This window comes from Paenibacillus radicibacter (genome assembly GCF_024721995.1).
Classification (GTDB): Bacteria; Bacillota; Bacilli; order Paenibacillales; family NBRC-103111; genus Paenibacillus_AM; species Paenibacillus_AM radicibacter.
In genome coordinates, this window is record NZ_JANQBC010000005.1 from 289,732 (window position 1) to 312,821 (window position 23,090).

19 protein-coding genes and 1 other annotated feature are annotated in these 23,090 nt (G+C 42.2%); of the genes, 16 read left to right on the forward strand and 3 right to left on the reverse strand.

Features of this window, described 5'->3' with window-relative positions:
• Window positions 1-62 precede the first annotated feature (62 nt).
• From NV379_RS13130 to NV379_RS13160, 7 genes are all read left to right on the forward strand, one after another.
• Complete coding sequence (locus NV379_RS13130; protein ID WP_258207762.1) at window positions 63-359, forward strand: twin-arginine translocase TatA/TatE family subunit; 297 nt, start codon at window positions 63-65, stop codon at window positions 357-359.
• A gap of 43 nt (window positions 360-402) precedes the next feature.
• Window positions 403-1,161, forward strand: coding sequence for a twin-arginine translocase subunit TatC (gene tatC / locus NV379_RS13135; RefSeq protein WP_258207763.1), 759 nt, complete (start codon window positions 403-405; stop codon window positions 1,159-1,161).
• 201 nt (window positions 1,162-1,362) lie between these two features.
• Entirely contained in the window at window positions 1,363-1,647 is a 285-nt protein-coding gene (gene groES, locus NV379_RS13140; protein ID WP_258207764.1) for a co-chaperone GroES, read from the forward strand.
• 74 nt (window positions 1,648-1,721) lie between these two features.
• On the forward strand, window positions 1,722-3,350 hold the full coding sequence (gene groL / locus NV379_RS13145) for a chaperonin GroEL (protein WP_258207765.1): 1,629 nt from the start codon (window positions 1,722-1,724) through the stop codon (window positions 3,348-3,350).
• Between the two features lie 368 nt (window positions 3,351-3,718).
• Complete coding sequence (locus tag NV379_RS13150; protein ID WP_258207766.1) at window positions 3,719-3,904, forward strand: hypothetical protein; 186 nt, start codon at window positions 3,719-3,721, stop codon at window positions 3,902-3,904.
• Window positions 3,905-3,937: 33 nt separating this feature from the next.
• Window positions 3,938-4,726, forward strand: a complete 789-nt coding sequence (locus NV379_RS13155; protein WP_258207767.1) for a helix-turn-helix domain-containing protein — start codon at window positions 3,938-3,940, stop codon at window positions 4,724-4,726.
• Window positions 4,727-5,884: 1,158 nt separating this feature from the next.
• Window positions 5,885-6,739, forward strand: a complete 855-nt coding sequence (locus NV379_RS13160; protein WP_258207768.1) for a YitT family protein — start codon at window positions 5,885-5,887, stop codon at window positions 6,737-6,739.
• 116 nt (window positions 6,740-6,855) lie between these two features.
• Here NV379_RS13160 and NV379_RS13165 read toward each other — a convergent pair whose 3' ends face one another.
• From NV379_RS13165 to NV379_RS13175, 3 genes are all read right to left on the reverse strand, one after another.
• On the reverse strand, window positions 6,856-7,902 hold the full coding sequence (locus tag NV379_RS13165; RefSeq protein WP_258207769.1) for an ABC transporter permease: 1,047 nt from the start codon (window positions 7,900-7,902) through the stop codon (window positions 6,856-6,858).
• The gene (locus tag NV379_RS13170; RefSeq protein ID WP_258207770.1) at window positions 7,899-8,624 is read right to left on the reverse strand and encodes an ABC transporter ATP-binding protein; all 726 of its coding nucleotides are present in this window, start codon (window positions 8,622-8,624) and stop codon (window positions 7,899-7,901) included. The genes NV379_RS13165 and NV379_RS13170 overlap by 4 nt, the downstream gene beginning before the upstream one ends.
• Before the next feature lie 105 nt (window positions 8,625-8,729).
• Window positions 8,730-9,098, reverse strand: coding sequence for an HsmA family protein (locus NV379_RS13175; protein ID WP_258207771.1), 369 nt, complete (start codon window positions 9,096-9,098; stop codon window positions 8,730-8,732).
• 140 nt (window positions 9,099-9,238) lie between these two features.
• Window positions 9,239-9,466, forward strand: a binding site (T-box leader).
• Window positions 9,467-9,695: 229 nt separating this feature from the next.
• Here NV379_RS13175 and tyrS point away from each other — a divergent pair.
• The 9 genes from tyrS (at window position 9,696) to rfbC (ending at window position 23,029) form a co-directional block, all read left to right on the forward strand.
• Complete coding sequence (gene tyrS / locus NV379_RS13185) at window positions 9,696-10,955, forward strand: tyrosine--tRNA ligase (RefSeq protein WP_258207773.1); 1,260 nt, start codon at window positions 9,696-9,698, stop codon at window positions 10,953-10,955.
• 200 nt (window positions 10,956-11,155) lie between these two features.
• On the forward strand, window positions 11,156-11,764 hold the full coding sequence (locus tag NV379_RS13190) for a class D sortase (RefSeq protein ID WP_258207774.1): 609 nt from the start codon (window positions 11,156-11,158) through the stop codon (window positions 11,762-11,764).
• 268 nt (window positions 11,765-12,032) lie between these two features.
• Window positions 12,033-16,316, forward strand: coding sequence for a collagen binding domain-containing protein (locus NV379_RS13195; protein ID WP_258207775.1), 4,284 nt, complete (start codon window positions 12,033-12,035; stop codon window positions 16,314-16,316).
• Window positions 16,317-16,456: 140 nt separating this feature from the next.
• Window positions 16,457-19,468, forward strand: a complete 3,012-nt coding sequence (locus tag NV379_RS13200) for a histidine kinase (protein WP_258207776.1) — start codon at window positions 16,457-16,459, stop codon at window positions 19,466-19,468.
• A gap of 141 nt (window positions 19,469-19,609) precedes the next feature.
• Window positions 19,610-19,876, forward strand: a complete 267-nt coding sequence (locus NV379_RS13205) for a BrnT family toxin (protein ID WP_258207777.1) — start codon at window positions 19,610-19,612, stop codon at window positions 19,874-19,876.
• A 2-nt stretch (window positions 19,877-19,878) separates the two neighbouring features.
• Window positions 19,879-20,568, forward strand: coding sequence for a CopG family antitoxin (locus tag NV379_RS13210; protein WP_258207778.1), 690 nt, complete (start codon window positions 19,879-19,881; stop codon window positions 20,566-20,568).
• Window positions 20,569-20,780: 212 nt separating this feature from the next.
• Window positions 20,781-21,929: a response regulator gene (locus tag NV379_RS13215; protein ID WP_258207779.1), complete on the forward strand. Its 1,149-nt coding sequence runs from the start codon at window positions 20,781-20,783 to the stop codon at window positions 21,927-21,929.
• A gap of 79 nt (window positions 21,930-22,008) precedes the next feature.
• Window positions 22,009-22,434, forward strand: coding sequence for a GNAT family N-acetyltransferase (locus NV379_RS13220; RefSeq protein WP_258207780.1), 426 nt, complete (start codon window positions 22,009-22,011; stop codon window positions 22,432-22,434).
• Window positions 22,435-22,489: 55 nt separating this feature from the next.
• On the forward strand, window positions 22,490-23,029 hold the full coding sequence (rfbC, locus tag NV379_RS13225) for a dTDP-4-dehydrorhamnose 3,5-epimerase (protein WP_258207781.1): 540 nt from the start codon (window positions 22,490-22,492) through the stop codon (window positions 23,027-23,029).
• Window positions 23,030-23,090 lie beyond the last annotated feature (61 nt).

Consider the following 23,090-nt stretch of genomic DNA (forward strand, 5'->3'; position numbering starts at 1 on the left):
GTTCATATGTAACTGACAATTCATTGTTTTTATATTTTTTAATATAGCGAGGTGAGAATGATATGGGTTCCATTGGCTTTACAGAATTTTTATTAATCGGAATTGTATTGCTTTTATTATTCGGTCCGAAGAAGCTTCCTGAGCTTGGTCGTGCGTTCGGTAAAACGCTGCGCGAATTTAAGAATGGCGCTCGCAACATGATGGAAGAGGATACGGTGACAACTACACCTGCTCCTGCGACTGCCCCGATTCAGCAAGTAGCAGCTCAGACAGAGTATGTCGCTGCACCTGCTGCTCAGAGTGCGCAAGCATCGGAAGCAAGAGTGCGTACACCGGATTCCAGACGTTTACCTGATTAAGAGGATAATGAACGAAAGCAGTTCATAAGGTAGGTTGATAACTATGAGTAGTGATAAAGATATGGCGTTATTCGATCATATTGGCGAGCTTCGCAAGCGCCTGATTTGGGTGCTCGTCTTTTTAATTATTGGTATGGCTGTGGGGCTGTATATCGCCAAGCCTGTTCTTCTGTATCTACAGCAACTTCCACCAGCAAATGGCATGAAGTGGCATGTGTTCTCGCCCTGGGATTCTTTGCGACTGTATATGAGCTTTGCGCTTGTGATCGGCTTCATCGTGACGATGCCTGTGCTCATGTATCATCTGTGGGCTTTCGTTAGCCCTGGGCTTCGTGATGTGGAGCGAGGAGCAGCGCTCATGTATATGCCGTTTGCGGTCGTGTTGTACTTACTGGGGCTTGCTTTCGGTTATTTTGTCGTATTTAAAATGGCCTTTCACTTCTCAACATCGATTGCTGGCAATCTGCAAGTGGAAGAAACATACGGAGCAGCGCAGTATTTCTCCTTCATGTTTAACATTATTATTCCACTGTCGATCTTGTTTGAATTACCGATCGTAGTCATGTTCCTAACGAAAATTAGGCTACTGAACCCGGCTAGATTAGCGAAATTCCGCAAACTCGCTTATATGGTGCTTGTCATCTTGGCTGCGGTGATCACACCGCCTGATGCGATATCTGCGATCTTGGTATTCGTACCGATGGTGGTGCTGTATGAGTTTTCGGTGTTGTTATCGGGAATCATTCATCGTAAGCAATTAGTGGTGGATGCAGCATGGGAACAAGAATATGGCGCGAAATAAAGAAAGAAGCCTCGCTTAGCAGCGCAGGCTTTTTCACGTATATAGGCTGATTATGGAAAAATGTAAAAAACTCCGTAAAGCCACTTGCAAAACGAGCTGGAAATCAGTATCATAAAAAGTGTTGTTAGCACTTGGAGAGTCCGAGTGCTAAGCACTCTACTAATAAAATTAATCAACATTTCTAAAGGAGGCTATTTTCACATGATCAGACCGTTAGGAGATCGCGTAGTACTTGAAGCCATTGCTAAAGAGGAGACAACTGCAAGTGGCATCTTTCTTCCAGATACAGCGAAAGAAAAGCCGCAAGAAGGTAAAGTTGTTGCTGTAGGCAACGGCGCACTGAACAAAGATGGAGAGCGTCTTCCACTAGAAGTGAAAGAAGGCGACCGTGTTATTTTCTCCAAATACGCAGGTACAGAAGTGAAATTCGAAGGTCGCGAGCTATTGATTATGCGTGAAAGCGACATTCTTGCTGTATTAGCTTAAATATTAATTCGTGAATCGAAATAAATAATACATGAAATACATTCATACCCACTTTTAGAGGAGGTTTTTTTCAAATGGCTAAGGACATTAGATTTAGTGAAGACGCACGTCGCGCGATGCTTCGTGGTGTAGACGCTTTGGCAAACGCAGTAAAAGTAACACTTGGACCTAAAGGTCGTAACGTGGTGCTTGAGAAGAAATTCGGTAGCCCGCTAATTACGAACGACGGTGTAACAATTGCTAAAGAAATCGAGCTTGAAGATGCATTCGAGAACATGGGTGCACAGCTTGTTAAAGAAGTAGCAACTAAGACGAACGATGTAGCTGGTGACGGTACAACAACTGCAACGGTTCTTGCTCAATCCATGATCCGTGAAGGTCTTAAGAACGTAACTGCGGGTGCTAACCCAATGGTTATCCGTAAGGGTATCGATAAAGCGGTTCGTGCTGCTGTTGAAGAACTACAAAAAATTGCGAAGCCAATCGAAGGCAAGCAATCCATCGCTCAAGTAGCTGCTATCTCTGCTGCTGACGATGAAGTAGGTCAGTTCATCGCTGACGCTATGGAAAAAGTGGGTAAAGACGGTGTTATCACTGTTGAAGAATCCAAAGGTTTCGCTACTGAACTAGAAGTTGTAGAAGGTATGCAATTCGACCGTGGATACGTTTCCCCTTATATGATTACTGACACTGACAAAATGCAAGCTGTCCTAGACAATCCTTTCATTTTGATCACAGATAAGAAAGTGTCCAACATTCAAGAAATCTTGCCAGTTCTTGAGAAAGTTGTACAACTTGGTAAACCGCTTGTTATCATCGCTGAAGATGTTGAAGGCGAAGCACAAGCAACTCTAATTGTGAACAAACTTCGTGGAACATTCACTTGCGTAGCTGTTAAAGCGCCTGGTTTCGGTGACCGTCGTAAAGCTATGCTTCAAGACATCGCTGCTCTTACTGGTGGTCAAGTGATCACTGAAGAATTGGGTCTTGAACTTAAATCCACTGTAGTTACACAATTGGGCCAAGCGCGTCAAATCGTTGTAACTAAAGAAAACACAATCATCGTTGATGGTGCTGGTAACAAAGAGGATATCAATGCTCGCGTTAACCAAATTCGTACACAATTGGAAGAAACAACTTCCGAATTCGATAAAGAGAAATTGCAAGAGCGTCTTGCTAAGCTTGCTGGCGGCGTAGCGGTAATCAAAGTTGGTGCTGCTACTGAGACTGAGCTTAAAGAGCGTAAACTTCGCATTGAAGATGCACTTAACGCAACTCGTGCTGCAGTTGAAGAAGGTATCGTAGCTGGTGGTGGTACTGCACTAGTGAGCGTATACGGCGCTGTTGCAGCAGTTAATGCTGTAGGCGACGAGAAAACAGGTGTGAACATCGTTCTACGTGCTCTTGAAGAGCCAGTTCGTATTATCGCTGCGAACGCGGGTCAAGAAGGTTCCGTAATCGTTGAGCGCTTGAAAAAAGAAGAAGTTGGCGTAGGTTACAACGCTGCTACTGACGAATGGGTGAACATGATGGAAGCAGGTATCCTAGATCCTGTTAAAGTTACTCGTTCCGCTCTTCAAAACGCAGCATCCGTTGCAGCTATGTTCCTAACAACTGAAGCTGTAATCGCGGATAAGCCAGAAAAAAACGCACCAGCAATGCCTGATATGGGCGGCATGGGTGGTATGGGCGGCATGATGTAATATGAGGGCTGAGCCCTTGTGTAGCAAGGGATTGTCCTCAGGGCAACACTGATTGCCCACATTGTGTAAAATGAAGACACCTTAGAGTGATGGAAATTGCTCTAAGGTTTTTTCTATATCCAAGAGATAGCCTCGCTGGCCATCTCTTGACAGCAGAACGCTCACTCCATCATGGAGTGAGCGTTCTATTCATTAGTCCAAGCAACCTCTTATCAATACCTAAAAAGACTTCGGAACGGGTAGCCGTACACTCTTTAACATAAGTGCAACCGTAAGTTGACAAAGTGCATGCCCCAGTTGATAGAAATAGAGGGAATTTGGGTATAAGATAAAGATGGCAATATGATAAAATACAAGGAGGAAAAAACATGAGCAAAGTAAAGATCGCCAAAATTGTTATTACCTTAGGAGTACTAGTCCTTTTGAAAATTTTTATGGATTCAGCACCAAGAATTAGCGAGTCAATATCTAATGCAGTCGTTTTCACAGGCTTTCTAATTTTCGTAATTTATTATGGCATATCCGAAATTAAAAAAAAAAATGAAAAGAAATAAGAGAGAAGCAAGCTTCTAAAGGAGGTAAGACAAATGACTTTTGGTGAAAAGCTTTTTCAACTTAGAAAAGAAAAAGGACTTTCTCAAGAGGCTTTAGCCGAAAAGCTAAACACAACAAGACAAGCAATAAGTAAATGGGAGAATGGGCAAGGCTATCCTGAAACTGAAAAAATCCTAATGATTGGTAATGTCTTCGAGGTATCTATGGACTATCTATTGAAGGATTCTGTTGAGCCAAGCAATGATAAACAGGCTGGATATTATGTCAGCAAAGAAATGGCAGAAGGATATTTATTGTCAGTACATAAGGCTTCTAAATATGTAGCATCAGGTTTCTTTCTGATTGCATTGTCCTTAATCCCCTACTTTATATTTAACCAAGATCCGGCGAAATATATGATACCAACCATCATTTTGGCTACGGTTGGTATTGGGATGTTTGTGTCAGCATCATTTATACAAGAGGACCAATATAAAGTATTAAAAACAGAGCCGTTGCTGTTTGATGAAAAGTACCTTAAAGAGTTGAATACAAGATACGAAAATCTAAAGAAGAGATATTTCGCAATTAATTTAGTAGGCACCAGTTTATTTGTCGCTGGAATCATAGCCATAGGAATAGAAAGAAGGTTTATTGATACCGGATTTTTAATGCCCTATTATCCAGTCTGTATTGGATTGATTGCAATCGGAGTCCACATTATAACGCGAACTTCAACCCTGATTGACGCATATAAGCTACTAGCAAAAAATGAGCTGTATACGACTAAATTCGGCTTCAAGTTCAAAAGGAAAATAAAGAGAAAGTTTGATGATTTATAATAAGCAACGGTTTGAAGCTTAAAGTTGCTACTTCTTGAAGTCACAATAGCCGCAAGCTCTTTCTTACATCAACACTAACCGCTTGAGAGCCCTATATTTAAACAAAAAAGAAATCGCTATTTGGCAAAATGGAAATATAACCAACCATAACCAAAAGGAGCGATTTCATTGTATAAAAGATTCCATGGACCAGCTTCATCTGCCAATGGATTTGGAGGTCGATAATCCTCCCAATCATCGTATTCGTCTTGCTAATGAAGCGGTGAACCGTTTGGATGACCAGTCCTTTAAGGCAGCTTATCCTAGTGGAGGACGAGACAGCTCCCAACTTTTTAAGATAGCTCCTTAATCTTTGGGACGCTTCTTTCTTCATCGTCTTAGTGACATGAAGATAAACGCGCTTTGTAATTTCGTCGTCCTGGTGCCCTAATCTCATGAATGCCGACTCCAGCCTCTGCAAGTAATTATGTATGCGTGTGACGCAAGGAATGAGGGGTTAGTTCCATTCTATCCAGCGAGCCTTAGAATCCTTCTCATACGGTTCTGGATCGTTTTAATAAATTCAGGATAGCCCATATCCTTATCGTTTTTGGCAAATATGAAATCTTGATCGTAATACACATCTCGATGAAGCATCGTAAGCTCATTTTGACGAGCTTTTAGCTTTTCAAGGTATTTCACCTTTACCCGTGAGTGGATCTCGACCGATATCAAGGGTGAATGACCAGGTCGCATCACAAATACAGCGTTTACCGCCGCATTTACAACCACGTTTTCTAAAGTAGCCTTTCGGATTTATCGAACCAAATTTTCAAGAAAATCGGACAAATCCCCCACCAAGAGACTCAAAAAACACATAATAACGTCCTTGTCTCATGGGCGGCATGATGTAATAAGGCGTTAAGCCTTTTTACATCAGGGTTAGATGACTGCGCAGCGTCTATTCCCGCATTTTTCCCATATGATACAGAAGAAGCTTCTCACGATTTCAATTGAACTTGTGGGGAGCTTTTTTTACTTGTTAACAAAGATTGAATGCTTGTGTTAGATTATTTTGAAATATTTATCACTTGCAGGAAAATAATTTCATGGTAAAGTGGTAGCTGGTCGACATAAACATATAACACCTAGAGGGTTGTTCTGAAAGGGAAATATCAAATGAATTTTCAGTCCGTATTCACCAAATCACGGTGGAAGATTTTTACTTATGATGTGTTCATTACGATTGTTTGCGGTTTGCTAGTGGGGGCGGGGATTCAGCTGTTTCTGACGCCTCATCATTTACTAAGCGGGGGTATTCCAGGTCTTGCGTTGATTGCGAATTATGCAGTTGGTTGGGATATGTCTCTGACGTATTTCATACTGAATCTGCCTTTAATCATATGGGGTTATATTTCTCTCGGAAAGAAGTTTATTCTACTTAGCTTAACTTCGGTTCTAGCTACGACGGTTGCACTGAAATTCATACCCGCCTATCAAGTGACGACAGATCCGATTATTGCGGCTATTGTGGGGGGAATTATTATTTCCATCGGTGTAGGTTACTCGCTACGTGTTGGGGGATCTACGGGTGGATTCGATATTATCGGATTTATTATGACGAAGAAGCGTGACTTCCCCCTGGGTAACGTGTTATCTGTATTAAACTCATCAATCGTTGTCGTGGTTGGTTTTCTTAATAGTTGGGATGTTGCTTTCTACTCGATGCTCTCGATCTATGTGAAGGGAAAGGGAATCGATATGATACACGTTCGTCATATGAAGGTGACAGCGTTCATCGTGACGGAGAAGAAAGAATTGATGGCAGAAGAACTCGTCAAATTCTCACATGGTGTAACTATGATTGATGCGTATGGTTGTTACAGCCATAAGGCCAAATATATGCTGATGACGGTCACTACTCGGCATGAGTTGCCTGCTCTTCGGAAGCGCGTGCTTGAACTAGACTCCAAGTCGTTCATTAACATTGTGGATACCGCGGAGGTTGTTGGAAGATTCCGAAGGATCGTATAAAGTTGAAAACTAACCAGAAGCTTCTTACGAGTTCAATTGAACTCGTGGGGAGCTTTTATTCATTTAGTTAATTATCCTTAAAAAATAAAAGAGATGGCAATATGCCACCTCTGGATTTATAATTTCCTATATTTTTTCAAAGCGAAGATATTCAGCACGATAAAAAGGATAGCAAATCCAGTAAGCACTAGAATGTCGAAGCTGACTTCACTTAAGCCCTGCCCCTTGTACATGATCCCTTTGAGCGCATCAGCAGCATAATATAGCGGCATGATCTTGCCTAAAGATTGCAGCCATGTCGCCATGTTATCCAGCGGGAAGAGGCCAGAGAAGAACACTTGCGGTACGACAACGAGCGGGATGAACTGAATCATCTGGAATTCGGATGAGGCGAAGGTAGACAATAGGATTCCAAGTGTTAGTGCCACAAAAGCAATAAGAATATTGATCAGAATGACGTGCCAGATAGAGCCTACGAGCACCAGATCAAGCACATTGATGGAGTAGATGACGACGATGATTGTCTGGATCAAGGCAAAAAGTCCATAGCCGATCAAATATCCCATAATGATCTCACTTCGACGAATAGGAGTCGACATTAAGCGATCCAGTGTACCTGTCATTCGCTCGCGAAGCAGTCCAATTCCTGAGATCAGGAACACGAAGAAGAAGACGAAGAATCCAACGAGAACAGGGCTTAACACGTCGAAGAAACTGGTATTGGCATCTCCGTACACATAATGAATGTCGATATTCGATTGCAGCTGGCTTGTCATGTCAACGCCCATCTGGGTCTGAGCGCTTAACAGAATAGCTTGTTGAATTTTCATTTGCAGCATCTTGGATGTGGACGGATCGGTGTTCTGAAGCGTCAAATCGATCTTCCCGTCTTTTAATTGGAGCAATCCATCGAGATTGTCCTTGGTGATAGTGTCTGCTGTAATTTTATCGTATGGACGAACGTCAATTTTTCCTTTTTCAAGTACGGGAATAATATTGTTATTCATGTTGTATACGCCGAGCTTAGGTGATGAGGCATCGCTATTGAAAATAAGATACATCAGTGACAGTACCAAGAGTGGGGCGAGAAATAGCAAGGCGAGAGTCCGTTTATCTCGTATCATTTGTAAAATGATGCGTTTAATCAAAGCAGAAATTCTCATACGTTCACGCCTCCTGCCCGTAAAAAGACGGTTTCGAGATCGTCTGTTTCATATTGCGCTTTCAGATCAGCAGGAGAGCCTTCGGTTAGAATATGTCCTTGTCGTACCATCGCGAGGCGGTCACAGCGTTCGGCTTCATCCATGACATGTGTGGTGATGATGATGGTTTTGTGTTCTTCATTTTTCAAGCGGAATAGTTCTTGCCAGATCGTGCGTCTCAGCTCAGGGTCAATGCCGACAGTTGGCTCGTCAAGAATGAGAATTTGAGGATTCTGTATGAGTGCGATAGCAAGGGATAGACGGCGCTTCATACCGCCTGAGTAGGCAGATACTTTCTTCGATAATTGATCAGTAAGATTAACAAGTCCCGCGGCATAGGCGATGCGGGTTGTTTGTTCGGATTTTTTTAATTTAAAAAGAGAGGCAAAGAATTTCAGATTCTCTGCGCCAGTTAGCTCCGCATAGAGGGCATCAGATTGCGCCATATAGCCAATTTGCTGCAGTACTTCAAGATTAGGCATCTTATTGCCGAGTACAGACACACTCCCAGTATCTGTCTGATCCATGCCGACCATAAGCTTGACGATTGTCGTCTTACCCGCTCCAGAAGGACCGATGAGTCCATAAATTTGCCCGCGCATTACTTCGATATTGATGTTGTCTAACACTTTTTTCTTGCGAAAACTTTTGCTGGTGTTATGTAGTTGAATTGTTGTTTCCATGAGCCTATACACCTTCCTCGTACGAAGTGGTGAATCTCTCTTAAATATACAAGAGACTCCCCACATGTGAGAAGTCTCAAAATAGTCATGATACAAATTATGTTGTTATAACATGCTCATGGCTACGCCAATTCCATACGGAATAAGCCACAAGATCCAGACGATAAGGCTAAATTTATGAAAGTTTGCTTGCGATTTCGCGTTGCCTTTCCACTTCACAAGACCAGCCCAAGCAGCATGAATTAGCATCAGAATAAGGGCAATTTCACCTGTAATCGCGTGTACATAATTGTTCGTCCCTTCGGCAGCAGCAATGGAACTCATGAGCATCGTGCCTGTTGTATCACAGATTAGACCGATTAGGAAATAAATCAAATGGCTATTCTTCAGTGTACCAGAACGTTTCTCTCCCCATACACCGATCGTATAGAAAACAAGTGCTAAATTAATAAATATAATTGCAGCCACTAGCATGTTGTATCACTCCTTGTTGTTATCGCTGCGGTATGTCTTAAGCATACGCCTAAAATTTGAACGGAGTGTGAACGAACGATTACATCTCGTATGATTGACAAATGATTAGGAAATTACTATACTGTCGTTAATCTTATACGAAACATACGTAGAAGGAACGCAGTAGCAAATTGTCCCTGTTACACAGAAAGCTGGGGGTTGATGGAACTCAGCACAAACAATGTTGCGAATTACATTCTGGAGTATCTTAGGTAATGCTAAGCGAAGTGGCAATGCGATACAATTGCTAAGAGTGGCACGAATTTGCGCGATTAAGAAACGCAGTTCTTGCAATCTGGGTGGTAACACGGTTATTAATCGTCCCTATGTCTATATGACATAGGGGCGTTTTTGTTTTTTTAAAATATAATTTTGTGATCAAACAGTTAAACGAAAGAAAAATGTAGTGCTGGAGGAACGAAGTGTTCGCCTTTGAAATCGTGAAATAACATTAAAACCTAATCAAAAAATTCACGATTGAGACAGCGACCGGAAGTACTATATTTTTCTGCAGTGACTCGGCTGTTTGAGCACAACGACGAAGGAGACGACTAACCCATGAACATTATTGACGAACTATTGTGGCGCGATGCCATCAACCAACAGACTGACGCAGAAGGTCTAAGAGAATACGTAGAAAGTAACAAAATCTCCCTATACTGCGGTGTGGATCCAACTGGTGACAGTATGCACGTAGGACACTTGATCCCGTTCATGGTGATGAGACGTTTCCAACTTTCGGGACATAATCCAGTGATCTTGATCGGCGGAGCAACTGGCACTATTGGTGACCCGAGTGGTCGTAACTCCGAGCGTCAATTGCAGACAATGGAGCAGGTTCAGGACAATGTGGATGCGCTTAGCGCACAGATGAAGAAACTATTTTTCACAGAGGAAAATAGCCAACTGAAAATGGTGAACAACTACGATTGGACAAAGGAACTTAGCATTCTAGATTTCTTACGTGAATACGGCAAGAACTTCAACCTGAACACGATGCTTGCAAAAGATACGGTGGCTAGCCGTCTAGAAACTGGGATCTCGTTCACCGAATTCTCTTACCAAATCTTGCAGTCCATGGACTTCTTATACTTGTTCAAAGAAGAAGATGTTCGCCTGCAAATCGGTGGTGCAGATCAGTGGGGCAACATTACAAGCGGTCTGGATCTTATTCGCAAAAAAGAAGGTCACGAAGCTAAAGCATTCGGCTTAACGATTCCGCTAATGCTGAAATCAGACGGCACGAAGTTCGGTAAATCCGCGGGTGGTGCGATCTGGCTAGATCCAGCGAAAACAACGCCATACGAGTTCTTCCAATTCTGGTTAAACTCCGATGACCGCGATGTAGTGAAATACTTGAAATACTTCACATTCTTGTCCAAGGAAGAGATTGATGAGCTTGCTCAGAAGGTTGAATCCGATCCAGGCAAGCGTGAAGCACAACGTGTACTTGCAGCAGAGATGACGAAATTCGTTCACAGTGAAGCTGCACTCGAGCAAGCAATCAAAATCTCTGAAGCACTATTCAGTGGAGATGTACGCGCTCTAACTGCGGATGAGATCGAAGCAGGATTCAAGGATATGCCGACATTCGAATCTTCCAAAGAGACGAAGAATCTCGTGGACTGGTTGGTAGATCTAGGTATTGAGCCTTCCAAGCGTCAAGCACGTGAGGACATTACAAAGGGAGCAATCTTGATGAACGGTGAGCGCGTAACGGATCTTGAGACGAATGTTACAGCTGAGAATTCATTCGATGGCAAGTTCATTATTATCCGTAAAGGCAAGAAGAACTACAGCCTAGTTAAACTCGTATAATTACAAGCAACCCATAGGAAGCCTCTTGAGCGTTCATATCATGAACGGTTCAGGGGGTTTTTCTTTTTTTGCTATAAGCTTGATCACAACACTAGAAAATTGTTACAATGGAACAATTGTGTCAGGGGAGACTTCCCCCCAATTTAACTATGCTGTCTGCAAAAACGTACATAGTATCAATGAAAATGGGGTGCTGCAATATGAAGCGGAGAATATTTTCATTAACGTTAATAGTCATTGGAATGGTGATTCTGGCGTATCCGAGACTATCAGAGATTTATTACGAGAAGCAGCAGCAAAACCTCGTTAAAGAGTGGGAGACCAGCCTCCAAAATATTCAGGTTGAAGAGGATTCCAACTTTGAGCAGCCAGTTCAGACGAACGTAACTGTGGACTCTGATTATAGTCAATATAAGAACTTAGACGGTATTCTGGTCATCGATAAAATTGATTTAAAGCTACCTATCCTGCATGGTGCTACGATGGAGAATATGAAGACGACGGCAGCGAGTATTGCGAACACGGGAAAAGTCGGATCAATTGGAAATTACGCATTAGCTGGTCACCGAAATCGTACGTTTGGGAGAAATTTTAACAGACTAGATGAACTTGAACGTGGTGATTTTATCAAGGTGGACGTTGGGACGCAATCATTCCGCTATCAGGTTACGGAAATTTTTCGTGTAAAGCCTGAGGAAGTATGGGTCTTAGAAGGTAACGGTAAAGATAAGGAAATCACTTTAGTTACCTGTGATCCTATTGAGAATCCGACACATCGTCTTATTATAAAAGGGAAAATGGAAGAATAACTTGGAACTTCAGCAGATTGGGATGAAGTCGATAAATCTCGTAGAGAGGTTGTCGACTTTTTGAATTTCTATTATTCAGGATATGTTTAGGTGCCTAATTTTATAATAAATCGAGGATTTTCGACTCTTTTAAAAAGTAGATAACAAGGAGGTATTTGGGAAAGTATTTGACGTTTGATTGAAACGGACACGTGCTCAACTTCAAGGGAGTAAGGTGTTAGTTGAGAGACTTAGCATGTGTCTCTACAAGAAATGTGAGGCGACAATTTTGAAAATAAATACATTTAAAAAACCGCTATTGTTAATGCTTATCTTAGCAGTTGTACTAAGTAGCGCAGTGCTACCTTCTCAAGTTTTGGCTAATGTGGACACCGAGAGTCATGTAACCAACAATCTGGAGAAAGCTACTCAAGTGATTCAGGAGAATCTCATTACGGGTGTCAAGATGTATGATAAGAGGCCTACGATGAGTGAAGACGGCTCCATTACGGCTAATGGTAATGAGATTCAGACCGTTCGACCGAAGGTTAAAGACGAAGTAGCCATTATATTCGACTGGTCATTGCCCAACGACAGTCATAAGTATGAAGAGGGTTCGACCTACACGTTCCAGCTCCCGCCAGAATTTTCGATTAAGAATATCATGTCTGGCAAGTTGACCGGTGGTGTTGGTGACTATGTTGTAAATACAAGTGGTGAAGTTACGTTTACATTCAATGACAGTATTCGGGGTCAGAAACTAGAAGGTAACTTTTACGTGTGGGTTGCGTTCGATGAATCCAAGCTTGGTGATGGCTTGAAGCACAAGATTGATTTTAAATCAGTTGGACAAGGGATTATCGAAGTGAATTTCATCAATGTAGCCGATGATAAGCTTAAGAAGTCGGGTGTAGCGAATAAGAACAATTTTAACTCGGATGAGATCGTGTGGACGGTTGATTTTAATCAGGGTGAAAAAGAAATCAAGAATGCGGTATTGACCGATAATCTTCCAGCGGATTTGGTTTTAAAAGGTGATATTGAGATTCGAGAGCTAATCGTTCAATTGAACGGCACTGTTAAACCAGGAGCTGTCATTAGACAGGAAAATGCTTTCCCAATCCATCTTGGCGACATCCATCAAGCCATTCGGGTGACGTATACAACGAGTGTAACAGCACCAACATCTGCACCGTTTAAGAACAAGGAGTTCAAGAATGAAGTCGTATTAACCGGTAATGATGGGAATGTCAATGAAACGGATATTGGAAAAGCAACAATAAGCTTTAATGAACCGCTTGCGAAGTCGGGTCAAGAAAGTGCTTATGATCCCATTACGCAGACGATTACTTGGAAAGTACAGTACAACTTTAATCAACAAACCATTTCTAAGGATAAAGCATGGATCGAGGACACTTTCGACACGGCGAAACAAGAACTTGTGAATAACTCCTTAAAAGTTTTTGCCGTAGACATCGATAAGCAAGGTTCGGCGATCAACCCAGCACTAGTAGATTCGGTTGAATACACGTTAACTGGAGTCGGTACTGGTTTTGACGAAGGGTTTAAGCTGCAATTCAAGAACGACATCAGCAAAGCGTATGTGATTGAATACCAGACAAAAGCTAAGTATCGGATCTATACGAATGAGACGGTATCCAATCAAGTCAAAATTCACGATGACACGACCAAAGTAGGCAAGAAGGATATTCAAGAAGTTATTTTTGCTAAACGTGTAGAAAAGGAAGACTTTAAGAACAAAACGATCAAGTGGAAAATCGTACTGAATCGAGATTCGAAAGAAATGACGGACGTCGTAATTGTAGATGATTACGAAGGAAGACATATGAAGCTCATTCCAGATAGCCTAAGCATTACGGGGGCGAATAAAGACGATTTTGTACTTGTTGCAAATGATGGGGATCCGGACTACACCAAAGGGTTCCGAATTGAATTGAAACCGGGTGTGAAGATTAACGAGTTGCATGAGTTTTCGTATGTCACCGAGTTCGATCCAACAGCAGGTAAGCCGGTGGGTAACGTATATAAAAATACGGCAACGCTGAATTGGAAGGAAGATAACAAAACGCAAACGCCAATTTCCAAGGAAGCGATTGTAACTCCACAGAACTATACGACTGACAACGGAAACAAAAAAGGTGAATACAACGCCGAGGAAAAAACAATCAAATGGACCATTGATGTAAACTACAACTTGTTTGACATTAAAAATGCGATCATCAAAGATGCATACACAGGTGAGCAAACGTTCGTAGAAGGTTCATTAACTGTAAATAAATTAATTTTGGATACGGCCAATAATGAGATTAAGCCAGGCGACGCTGTTTCCGTTCCAGATGGAGGGTTCAAGTTAAATCCGGATGGTAAAGGATTTGCGCTAAATCTCGGTAATATGGGCAAAGAAGCGTATCGAATTTCGTACAAGACCAGCCTAGACGGAGATGTTGCTATCCAAGGGAAATATTCCAATCACGCAACAATGGAAGATGAGGGCACTTTGCGATTCACAAAATCTGCAGAGGTAGAACCTAAACATGGTGGTCAGTACATTTACAAATCTGGTAAGCAGCAAGGTAAGAGTGATTGTGCTTCATGGTCGATTACGATTAACCCAAGCCAATCCTATGTAGGTAAGAATGCCGTCTTAACGGATACCTTATCTGACAATCAAATTCTGCTTAAAGATACGATTAAGCTGTATAAGACAAAAATTCCTGGAGACAACTCCGGTAATGTGTCTGTAAAAGGGCACTTGGTTCCTAAAACCGACTATGATCTAGTAGTAAAGGATAATACATTAACATTGACGTTCAAGCATGTACTTAAAACGGCATACATCTTAGATTATGAGTCGTTCATTAACGCCGACAGTGGGGAACGTATTCATAACCAAGCCAAGTTTGAAGGTCATACGACAACTGTAGTTGGCAATGACAAAAAAGAAGGCATCGAAGTTTCGTTATCCGGGGCAGGCGGTGGGGCTTCCACGGGTAAAGGAAAGATTAAAATCGCTAAGGTCGATGATCGGAATGCTCCGATTGAAGGGGTTATATTCGAACTTTATAATGCTTCGGGTACGACTTTACTCGAAACGCTTGCACCTACGGATGCCAATGGAGAAACACAAACATCTAGAGAATATAGATTTAATGATAAAACTGTCGGCTTGCCTTATAAGCTGAAAGAAGTTTCCGCGCCAAAGGGTTATCTCATTGATGCGGAATACGGCGCAGCAGCAGGGAAGATGGTTTCATTCAAAGACGGGAATGCACCATTTACGATTATGAACAAAATCATACGCCAAGGGTTTGAATTGACGAAACTAGATGCGGTTGATGCCAATAAGAAGTTAAAAGGCGCTGTGTTCGAATTACGCTTAAACGGCAAGCTCATTGATACCTTAACAACGGGTGCAGACGGTAGAATTGCCAAAGGCGATTTACCAGCTGGAGACTATGCATTAGTTGAAGTAACGGCTCCTGATTTCTATGTCGTAGATGCAACTCCTATTCCAGTCCCTATCGTAGCGAATCAGACGGAAATCGTAACGTTGACCAAAACGAACGTATTAGGTTCAGATGGTAAGCTCATTCTGACTAAAGTCGATGCAAAGGATCATGCTGTTATCGAGGGAGTCGAATTTGAATTACGCGATCATAACGATGTGGTCATCGCGAAGAAGAGGACAGATCGTAGTGGTGTGATTGAATTCACGAAACTGCCTTATGGCCTGTATACATTGGTAGAGACTGAAGCTAAAGGCTACGTTATTGAAAAAGCTGTAACGGAAGTACCCATCAAGCAACCAGAGACTCACTTGCAGATTGAAAACAAAGCGAATGATCGTTCTGTCATACTAACGAAGTATAATGCGAACAAAAGTCTGAAGCTTGAAGGTGCTGTATTTGAGCTAAGAAGCTTATCAACAGCTACTGATCTGTTAGGAAATCCGATATACAAAGTTGTGACGGGAATCGATCCATCTAAGCTGAAAACAGATAAGAATGGCGAGTTGCACTTAAGTAATCTGGAACCCAACAAATATCAGTTGTTGGAAGTTACAGCACCAGTTGGTTACTTAGTAGATAAACAGCCAATCGAATTTGAGATCAGGGATAAACAAACGGAACCGACTTTAGTTGAGAAAGTAAACCAAAGAAAACCGGATGAACCCATTGATCCGAGGACCGAGGATCCAGGTACAGAAACGCCTGTAGATCCGAATAAGCCGATAGATCCCGTAGATCCAGATAAGAAGCCACCTATCGATCCGAATAAACCTGATCCGAAACCTGAGAACCCGGACGGGAAGGTAACGACAGATCCAGATACATCGGATGGGGGCAAAGTCGAGGTGCCGACAGATAACACCACTAATGTTAGTAAAGAGCCCGATCATGATAAAGTGGGCAAACCAACAGGTAAAGATAAAGGAACAGCGATGCTTCCACAAACCGGCGAGGAGAGCCAGTTACCGCTTCAACTAGCAGGTATAGCTCTGATCATTGGCGGATTGCTGCTTGCACGCAAAAAAAACCGCTGTTATAAATGATAGAATTGCTGTTAGACTTAAACATCTAGTATAGAGAGCCTCTTGGGAGTTCATATAATGAACTACTCAGGAGGCTTTTTGTTATGGTAAGATGCTAGGATAATAGTTCCAATTAGAAAATGAGGCTTGAGTGTGAACCTATGAGTAGATTGTATAAGGATAAGTTTATAGTAGGGTTATTTCTATTAACTCTCCTTGCTGGACTTGCGATGTGGTATGCAGCAAGATTAGATCCAAGCTTACCACGTGTAAACAAAGGGATTCTCGATCTTAGTCAATGGCAGCCTACTAAGGATCCTATTCTTCCGTTAGATGGTGAATGGGAGTTCTACCCGAGGCAACTGCTAACAACCGGTTATGGCCAACCTTCAGCTAAGGAAGGACAATGGATTGAAGTACCGGGGAGTTGGAACAACTGGAAAGATGCTCAGGGGTTAGTGATGGATGGGAGAGACTATGGGACATATCGTCTTCTCATTAAAAATGCACCACTTGATCAGATGTTGTCCATTTCGAAGAATTATGTGCGATTTGCGGATAAGCTAGTGGTGGATGGTATCACAATGGGAGAGTCAGGGCATGTAGCCGAGAGTCGGGAAGACTATGAGCCGCGAAATGTTCCTTACACCGTATATTTTCACACAGATAGTAAACAAATCGAAATTCTGCTGCAAACTTCGAATTATGATTATTGGATGGGTGGGATTACCAATTCGCTATTCCTTGGATTAAGCGGGCAGATGGCGATGAAGAAGAATATTCAAACTGCGCTCGAATTTACGGCTGTGACTATACTTATGCTTTTTAGCTTGCTGCACGTTGGTTTATATCTCTTTTTCCATCGTAATCGGCTGTTGTTAATGTTTGGATTATTCTTTCTATTGTGTGCCTTAACGATATTTACGAATGGTGAACGGCTTATATTACAGCTGTTTCCTTGGATTTCATTTGAGGTTGCTTTTAAAATTAAAAATATTTCGCAATATATGATGCCAGGATTGTTGTTCTATATTTCGGGTAAATTGATTCCGCTTAAATGGGTAAGAAGAATATTGATCTGGGCTGCAGGGGGATTGTCGATCTATTCAGTTGGGGTCCTCATTCTGCCGTTTCAATTGTACTCTGCTGGAATTGATGGTGTATATTTTGGATTGACCGGTGTATATGCAGTCCTCATGGTATCCCTGTTAATCTGTTATTTGACAGGCCGATATGGTCCGCTTAATCGATTGAGATTTCAATTGTTTATTGTGGCGTCGTGGTCTCTCTTGATAACAGGGGTTATCGTCATTCTGAATAGCCAGAATGTGATATCACTTTTACTTACGAATATTACGGTATTTATCTTTATTATTTGTTCTGCCATGCTGCTGATTCATGAATATATTGAAGCTTATGTCTCAATGAGAAAGTTAACGAAGCAGCTGCAGATGGCGGATGCGATGAAAGATGAATTCTTGCTAATTACATCACATGAATTAAAGACACCGCTGCACGGCATTATTAACTTGTCACAGTCCTTGCTTGCGGAACCTATTCGTAAATCTTCATTATCGGAGCAAAAGGATCGCTTGCAACTCATTCGCAACACCGCCTATCGGATGTCCAACATGGTCAATGATATTATTGATGCTGCCAAAATGAAAGATGGCAATCTCGTTTTGGAAAATAAGCGGGTAGATTTAGTCTCATGTATGTCCATCGCACTTGAAGTTTTTGAATTTTTAGCAAAAGGTAGAAATACGAGGTTAAGCCTGCAAATTAATTCTGAGGCAAGATATGTGCTTGCTGATGAGAATCGATTCATGCAAGTGCTGTACAATGTGATCAATCACAGGTTAAGTCTTATTCATGAAGGTGTAGTTACGATCACAAGCATGAGCGATAGGAGTATGACTCGAATATTAATCTCCTATCCGATTGTTGATCAGGAAAATGAGAAGCGGGATAATGGATTTGCCTTGGGACTATCAATTGCCCGTGAACTTATCGAATTGATGGGTGGAAGGCTTAGTCTTGGGCAAGTTGATGAATGTATGGAGATAATCCTCCCCTCTGCTGGAGAAGATGAGAGTTTGGAAATTGCTGCATCACTCCATATGGATGATGAAATGAAACTATTGGAGGGCTCCTTAGGGAAGCCGTTTAAAGAGAAGCGATCGAAAATTCTTATTGCGTCTGCTGACCCTATTAACATCGAGCATTTATATAGCTTGCTTGTAATGGAAGGTTTTGATGTGATTGGTGCATCGACAGATGAAGAAGCGTATGCCCAGATTACACGTAGAGATCGTCCTGATCTCATCTTTATTGATGTGCTCTTGCCGGGGGCGAACGGCTATGAGTTGTGCCGCCGAATCAGGCAGCATTTTACCCAAGCAGAGATGCCGATCCTGATGATTCCTGCCCGTAGTACGCCTGCTGATATTGAAGCGGGAATTGCAGCTGGTGCAAGTGACTTCATTAATAGGCCCCTTGATGCAGGAGAAATTCGGGTGCGTATTCATACGATGCTATCGATGAAACGACTTGTAAAAGAGGCATCGGTGAATGAGATGGCGTTCCTTCGTTCGCAGATTAAGCCCCATTTCTTGTATAACGCTTTGGGGACGATTATGTCGCTTTGCTATACAGACGGCACGCGAGCTGGGGAATTGCTAAGTACGTTCAGTCGCTACTTGCGTATTATTTTTCATATGGATAATACCGAGGAGACCGTTACGCTTAGCAAGGAAATGGAACTGATTCAAGCCTACGTCGATATTGAAAAAGAGCGCTTCGGGGACCGAGTTCGTATTGAGATGGATGTTGATCAGGAGCTATATAATTGCCATGTCATGCCGCTTACAATCGAACCTCTGGTAGAGAATGCGATTCGTCATGGGGTGTCGAAGAAAATAAGTGGTGGAACGGTGCGACTGACGATTCATAGACAAGGTGAGTTTGTCGAGGTCACTGTGAATGATGATGGTGTAGGGATGTCGCAAGAACAGATTAATGGAATTCTAACTTCGAGTCTTCAAGGACAAGGCGTTGGATTCCGCAACATTATGCGTCGTGTGGCCCACCTGACAGGTAAAGAGCCGATCGTGGAGAGTGAGCAGGGCGTGGGAACGAGGGTGACGATCTGGTTGCCTTTAACTTATAGTTAGGATCTCAATACTGTTTGTAATAGTAAGTTTACGGAAAAAGCTTATATAAATTGGTTATTTTTTCTATGAAGCAAACCTATTTCGTATAAAGTGAGTTACAATTGTATATACAAATTATTATACATTGTCAGGAGTTGCTAAGTGTTAATATTCATATGGGACGAAGAAAATATACAACACATTGCTCGTCATAATGTTGAACCGATGGAAGCGGAAGATGCATTGATGGATCCGCAGCGGATAAAGTTTTCAGCTCATAGTGGCAATGTGGGTATTATTGGTTCAACAGAAGACGGAAGACGATTAGTCGTGATTTATATAAAGAAAGTAATGGGGAAAATACGAGTAATAACCGCACGGGATGCCACAGAGCCTGAAGCCCGGGCGTACAGAAGGAGGAATCGATAACTATGAAAATTATCACGTCAAGAGACCAGATTCCAGAACATATGAGTGATGCGGAAGCAGCGGAATTCTGGTCAAACCATGCTATGAGTGATGAACTGTTAGAAGATTCCATTATCGAAGAAGAGGATTACGATTTGCCGCGCAGAAAATCTACAACGATTTCTATTCATCTCGATGAGGATTTGCTCCAACGCCTCAACACTTTGGCTAAGCAGAGAAATAAGGATTATCAGACACTTATAAAACAATTTTTGATTGAGCGCACCTACGAAGAAGAAAAGAAAGGCTCTACTTTCAGAGAGGATATCCCTCTTTCCCTTGCGAATTTCGATCAGTATAATATGGAACGACAACTGGAGAGTGCGTTCGGAGCAATGCAGGAGGAGTTGTCCCGGTTGGTTTCAGGGACCATTTTCCTGCAAATTCGGAACAATCATATCGTTAAGTTTGGTATTCGATTCCAACCTCTAGGCAAGATGTACAACCAAGGCGAGGTTAAGGCGGAAGGATTGACAGAACTTCAGCAACGATCATTATTGAAACATGCAACGGAGGCTCTCAAGAACAAAACAAATTGGAAGAATGGCGAAATAACTTTTAACTTTTCATTGCAAAATAACGAGCTGCAAGCAGATTTTCAATTTGAATCGAACTACAACATATCACAACAGTTTAAATTGAAATCAAATTAATTCTGATTATGAAGAAATAGCTCGTCCAGCAGTGGACGGGCTTTTTCGAATTTCAGCGATTGTTAAGTGATTTTTGATAGACTATTTTCGATAGATTGAAGAGGTTTAAGGTGGTAGATGATTGCTACTCTTTACATAGTGATAGCAGGAAACAAGCCAAGTAACAAGAATGAAACAAGATCATCAAGTAAATAAGGATAGGTGAGAACGAGTTGATAACAGCATTTTTGGTTGATGATGAGGCGCATGCACTCCATATATTAGAGCTTTTTCTTGGGCAGATCGGTGAAGTTCAGGTCATTGGACGATCCAATAATGGGAAGGACGCGATTGTCCAGCTACAATCCTTGAAGCCTGATGTTCTATTCTTAGATATTGAGATGCCCGAGATGAATGGGATTGAGCTTGCAGAGGTTGTGCGCAACATGCAACCTGATGTTCAGATCATATTCGTAACAGCATACGATCAATATGCAATTTCGGCGTTCGAACAAGCAGCAATCGATTACATGCTCAAACCATTAGAGCGAGAGCGACTATCCAAGGCAATTGCTAGAGTGCGAAAAGAAGTGAATCGCAGCGAAGTTGCAAGTGCTGTTCAACCGTTGAGTCTGGAGAATGTACAGCTGGAGCAGCCTAAACTTCTCATTAATATGCTAGGACCTTTCGTAGTCAGTACGGGTGGAGGATCAAGGCTCAAGTGGAGAACGGCGAAGGAGAAGGAACTGCTTGCTTACCTTGCGCTGCAAGGGGATAATCGGGCACATCGCGATATCATCATTGAAGATTTATGGCCAGAAGAGAACTACCAGAAAGCCAAAATTTATATGCATACGTGTGTCAGTCTGCTGCGTAAAAATTTGAAGCAATTTGGATTCCATCATATCGTGAAGTATGAGAATGAACGCTATTTTCTCGATATGAGTCAGATCGATATTGATTTGTACCATTTGAAGCAGCATCTGAAGCAATTGAAGGCAGGGGAGATTGATCATACGCAGATGGAACAAGTCCTCTCTCATTACCAAGGTCAACTGCTAAGTAGTGAAGATTACGTTTGGGCGAGTCAAGAAGCGGAGAATGTGGACAAAATCATTTCCCAGTGGCACTTAACTCTTATTGAAAGCAACTTGAATGTACAACAATATGAGCAAGTGATTCATAAAGCAGAGCAGTTAATTATGTTCTCGCCGTATGATGAAGAGCTGTATCGCTACCTGATGCAAGCCTTCCAAGGGATGGGGAAGAACGATCAAGTTCACTTGGTATACCAGAGGCTCATGCGTAAACTTACCGAGCTTGATATTATGCCTTCCGTACGGACCAAAGAAATCTATGAGAATATTGCGAAATCTAGTTAATGTTGGTAGTATCGATATAGGAATACGAAGAGCGCTCACGTATGTGGGCTCTTTTTCATACATATAAGGGGGTTGTACCATGTTTCACATCACAGAGGATAGCGGTGGGGTTCCTCAGGATCGTCAAGAGATCATCAAGGGGCTTCGTGCATTTAATTACAGTAATATGCCAGAACATCTGCGCGATCGTGGCGGTGAAATCAATCTATATGTAAGAGACGATGAAGGTACGATTCGCGGTGGCTTGCTAGCGTCCTTTCATTGGGATTTTATAGAGGTACATATATTGTGGTTAGATGAAGCTGTACGCGGTGAGCGCTATGGAACTAAGTTGATCAATGTAATTGAAGCGAAAGCACGCGAATTGAATTGTGTATTAATTAAGCTCGATACGCTAAGTTTCCAAGCCCTCGATTTTTATAAAAAGAATGGATTCACGGTATTCGGTCAGATTGATGATGTAGCGGGTGGCAATACGCACTATTACTTACAGAAGCGTCTATAATTTTTAGCAGTTCCTTGCATATGTTGTGTTAAAAAGCATAAAGCGGGTGCTGTGTATGCGAGTGGTTCAGACGGGTTTAGAAGGTGTCGTATGGATTGAGCCTGCTGTTTATGGGGATCATCGTGGTTATTTCATGGAGAGCTATAATGAAGCAAATTTTGCGAAGCATGGTATCTCTCATACATTTATCCAAGACAATCAATCGCTCTCCGCGCAGGCAGGAGTCATTCGAGGACTGCACTTTCAACTTGCTCCCAAAGCGCAGACGAAGCTCATACGAGTACTAAGCGGGGCTATCTATGATGTTGCTGTCGATATTCGACCTGATTCGAACACGTTTGGCAAATGGGTGGGCGTGATTCTTAGTGCGAGCAATAAGCGGCAACTGCTGATTCCCAAAGGGTTTGCCCATGGGTTCTGTACGATTACACCAAATGTTGAAGTGCTGTACAAAGTCGATGAATATTACTCGCCTGAGCATGATCGGGGAATCTTATGGAATGACCCGCTACTTGCCATTGATTGGCCAGCATCCAATCCAGTTCTATCGGATAAAGATGCTAAGCTGCCATTACTATCTGAAATTCAATTATAATATGTCAAAAGGAAACAAGGGCACCTGTCGATTCCGACAGATGCCCTTCCTATTTTCCAAG

What these genes read in the sequence shown, in the direction of transcription:
- NV379_RS13165 (WP_258207769.1), bottom strand. Translation starts at nt 7,902, where the DNA reads ATGAGAATTTCTGCTTTGATTAAACGCATCATTTTACAAATGATACGA.
- NV379_RS13170 (WP_258207770.1), bottom strand. Translation starts at nt 8,624, where the DNA reads ATGGAAACAACAATTCAACTACATAACACCAGCAAAAGTTTTCGCAAG.
- tyrS (WP_258207773.1), top strand. Translation starts at nt 9,696, where the DNA reads ATGAACATTATTGACGAACTATTGTGGCGCGATGCCATCAACCAACAG.
- NV379_RS13190 (WP_258207774.1), top strand. Translation starts at nt 11,156, where the DNA reads ATGAAGCGGAGAATATTTTCATTAACGTTAATAGTCATTGGAATGGTG.
- NV379_RS13130 (WP_258207762.1), top strand. Translation starts at nt 63, where the DNA reads ATGGGTTCCATTGGCTTTACAGAATTTTTATTAATCGGAATTGTATTG.
- NV379_RS13200 (WP_258207776.1), top strand. Translation starts at nt 16,457, where the DNA reads ATGAGTAGATTGTATAAGGATAAGTTTATAGTAGGGTTATTTCTATTA.
- NV379_RS13175 (WP_258207771.1), bottom strand. Translation starts at nt 9,098, where the DNA reads ATGCTAGTGGCTGCAATTATATTTATTAATTTAGCACTTGTTTTCTAT.
- NV379_RS13155 (WP_258207767.1), top strand. Translation starts at nt 3,938, where the DNA reads ATGACTTTTGGTGAAAAGCTTTTTCAACTTAGAAAAGAAAAAGGACTT.
- NV379_RS13220 (WP_258207780.1), top strand. Translation starts at nt 22,009, where the DNA reads ATGTTTCACATCACAGAGGATAGCGGTGGGGTTCCTCAGGATCGTCAA.
- tatC (WP_258207763.1), top strand. Translation starts at nt 403, where the DNA reads ATGAGTAGTGATAAAGATATGGCGTTATTCGATCATATTGGCGAGCTT.
- NV379_RS13210 (WP_258207778.1), top strand. Translation starts at nt 19,879, where the DNA reads ATGAAAATTATCACGTCAAGAGACCAGATTCCAGAACATATGAGTGAT.
- groL (WP_258207765.1), top strand. Translation starts at nt 1,722, where the DNA reads ATGGCTAAGGACATTAGATTTAGTGAAGACGCACGTCGCGCGATGCTT.
- NV379_RS13160 (WP_258207768.1), top strand. Translation starts at nt 5,885, where the DNA reads ATGAATTTTCAGTCCGTATTCACCAAATCACGGTGGAAGATTTTTACT.
- NV379_RS13150 (WP_258207766.1), top strand. Translation starts at nt 3,719, where the DNA reads ATGAGCAAAGTAAAGATCGCCAAAATTGTTATTACCTTAGGAGTACTA.
- groES (WP_258207764.1), top strand. Translation starts at nt 1,363, where the DNA reads ATGATCAGACCGTTAGGAGATCGCGTAGTACTTGAAGCCATTGCTAAA.
- rfbC (WP_258207781.1), top strand. Translation starts at nt 22,490, where the DNA reads ATGCGAGTGGTTCAGACGGGTTTAGAAGGTGTCGTATGGATTGAGCCT.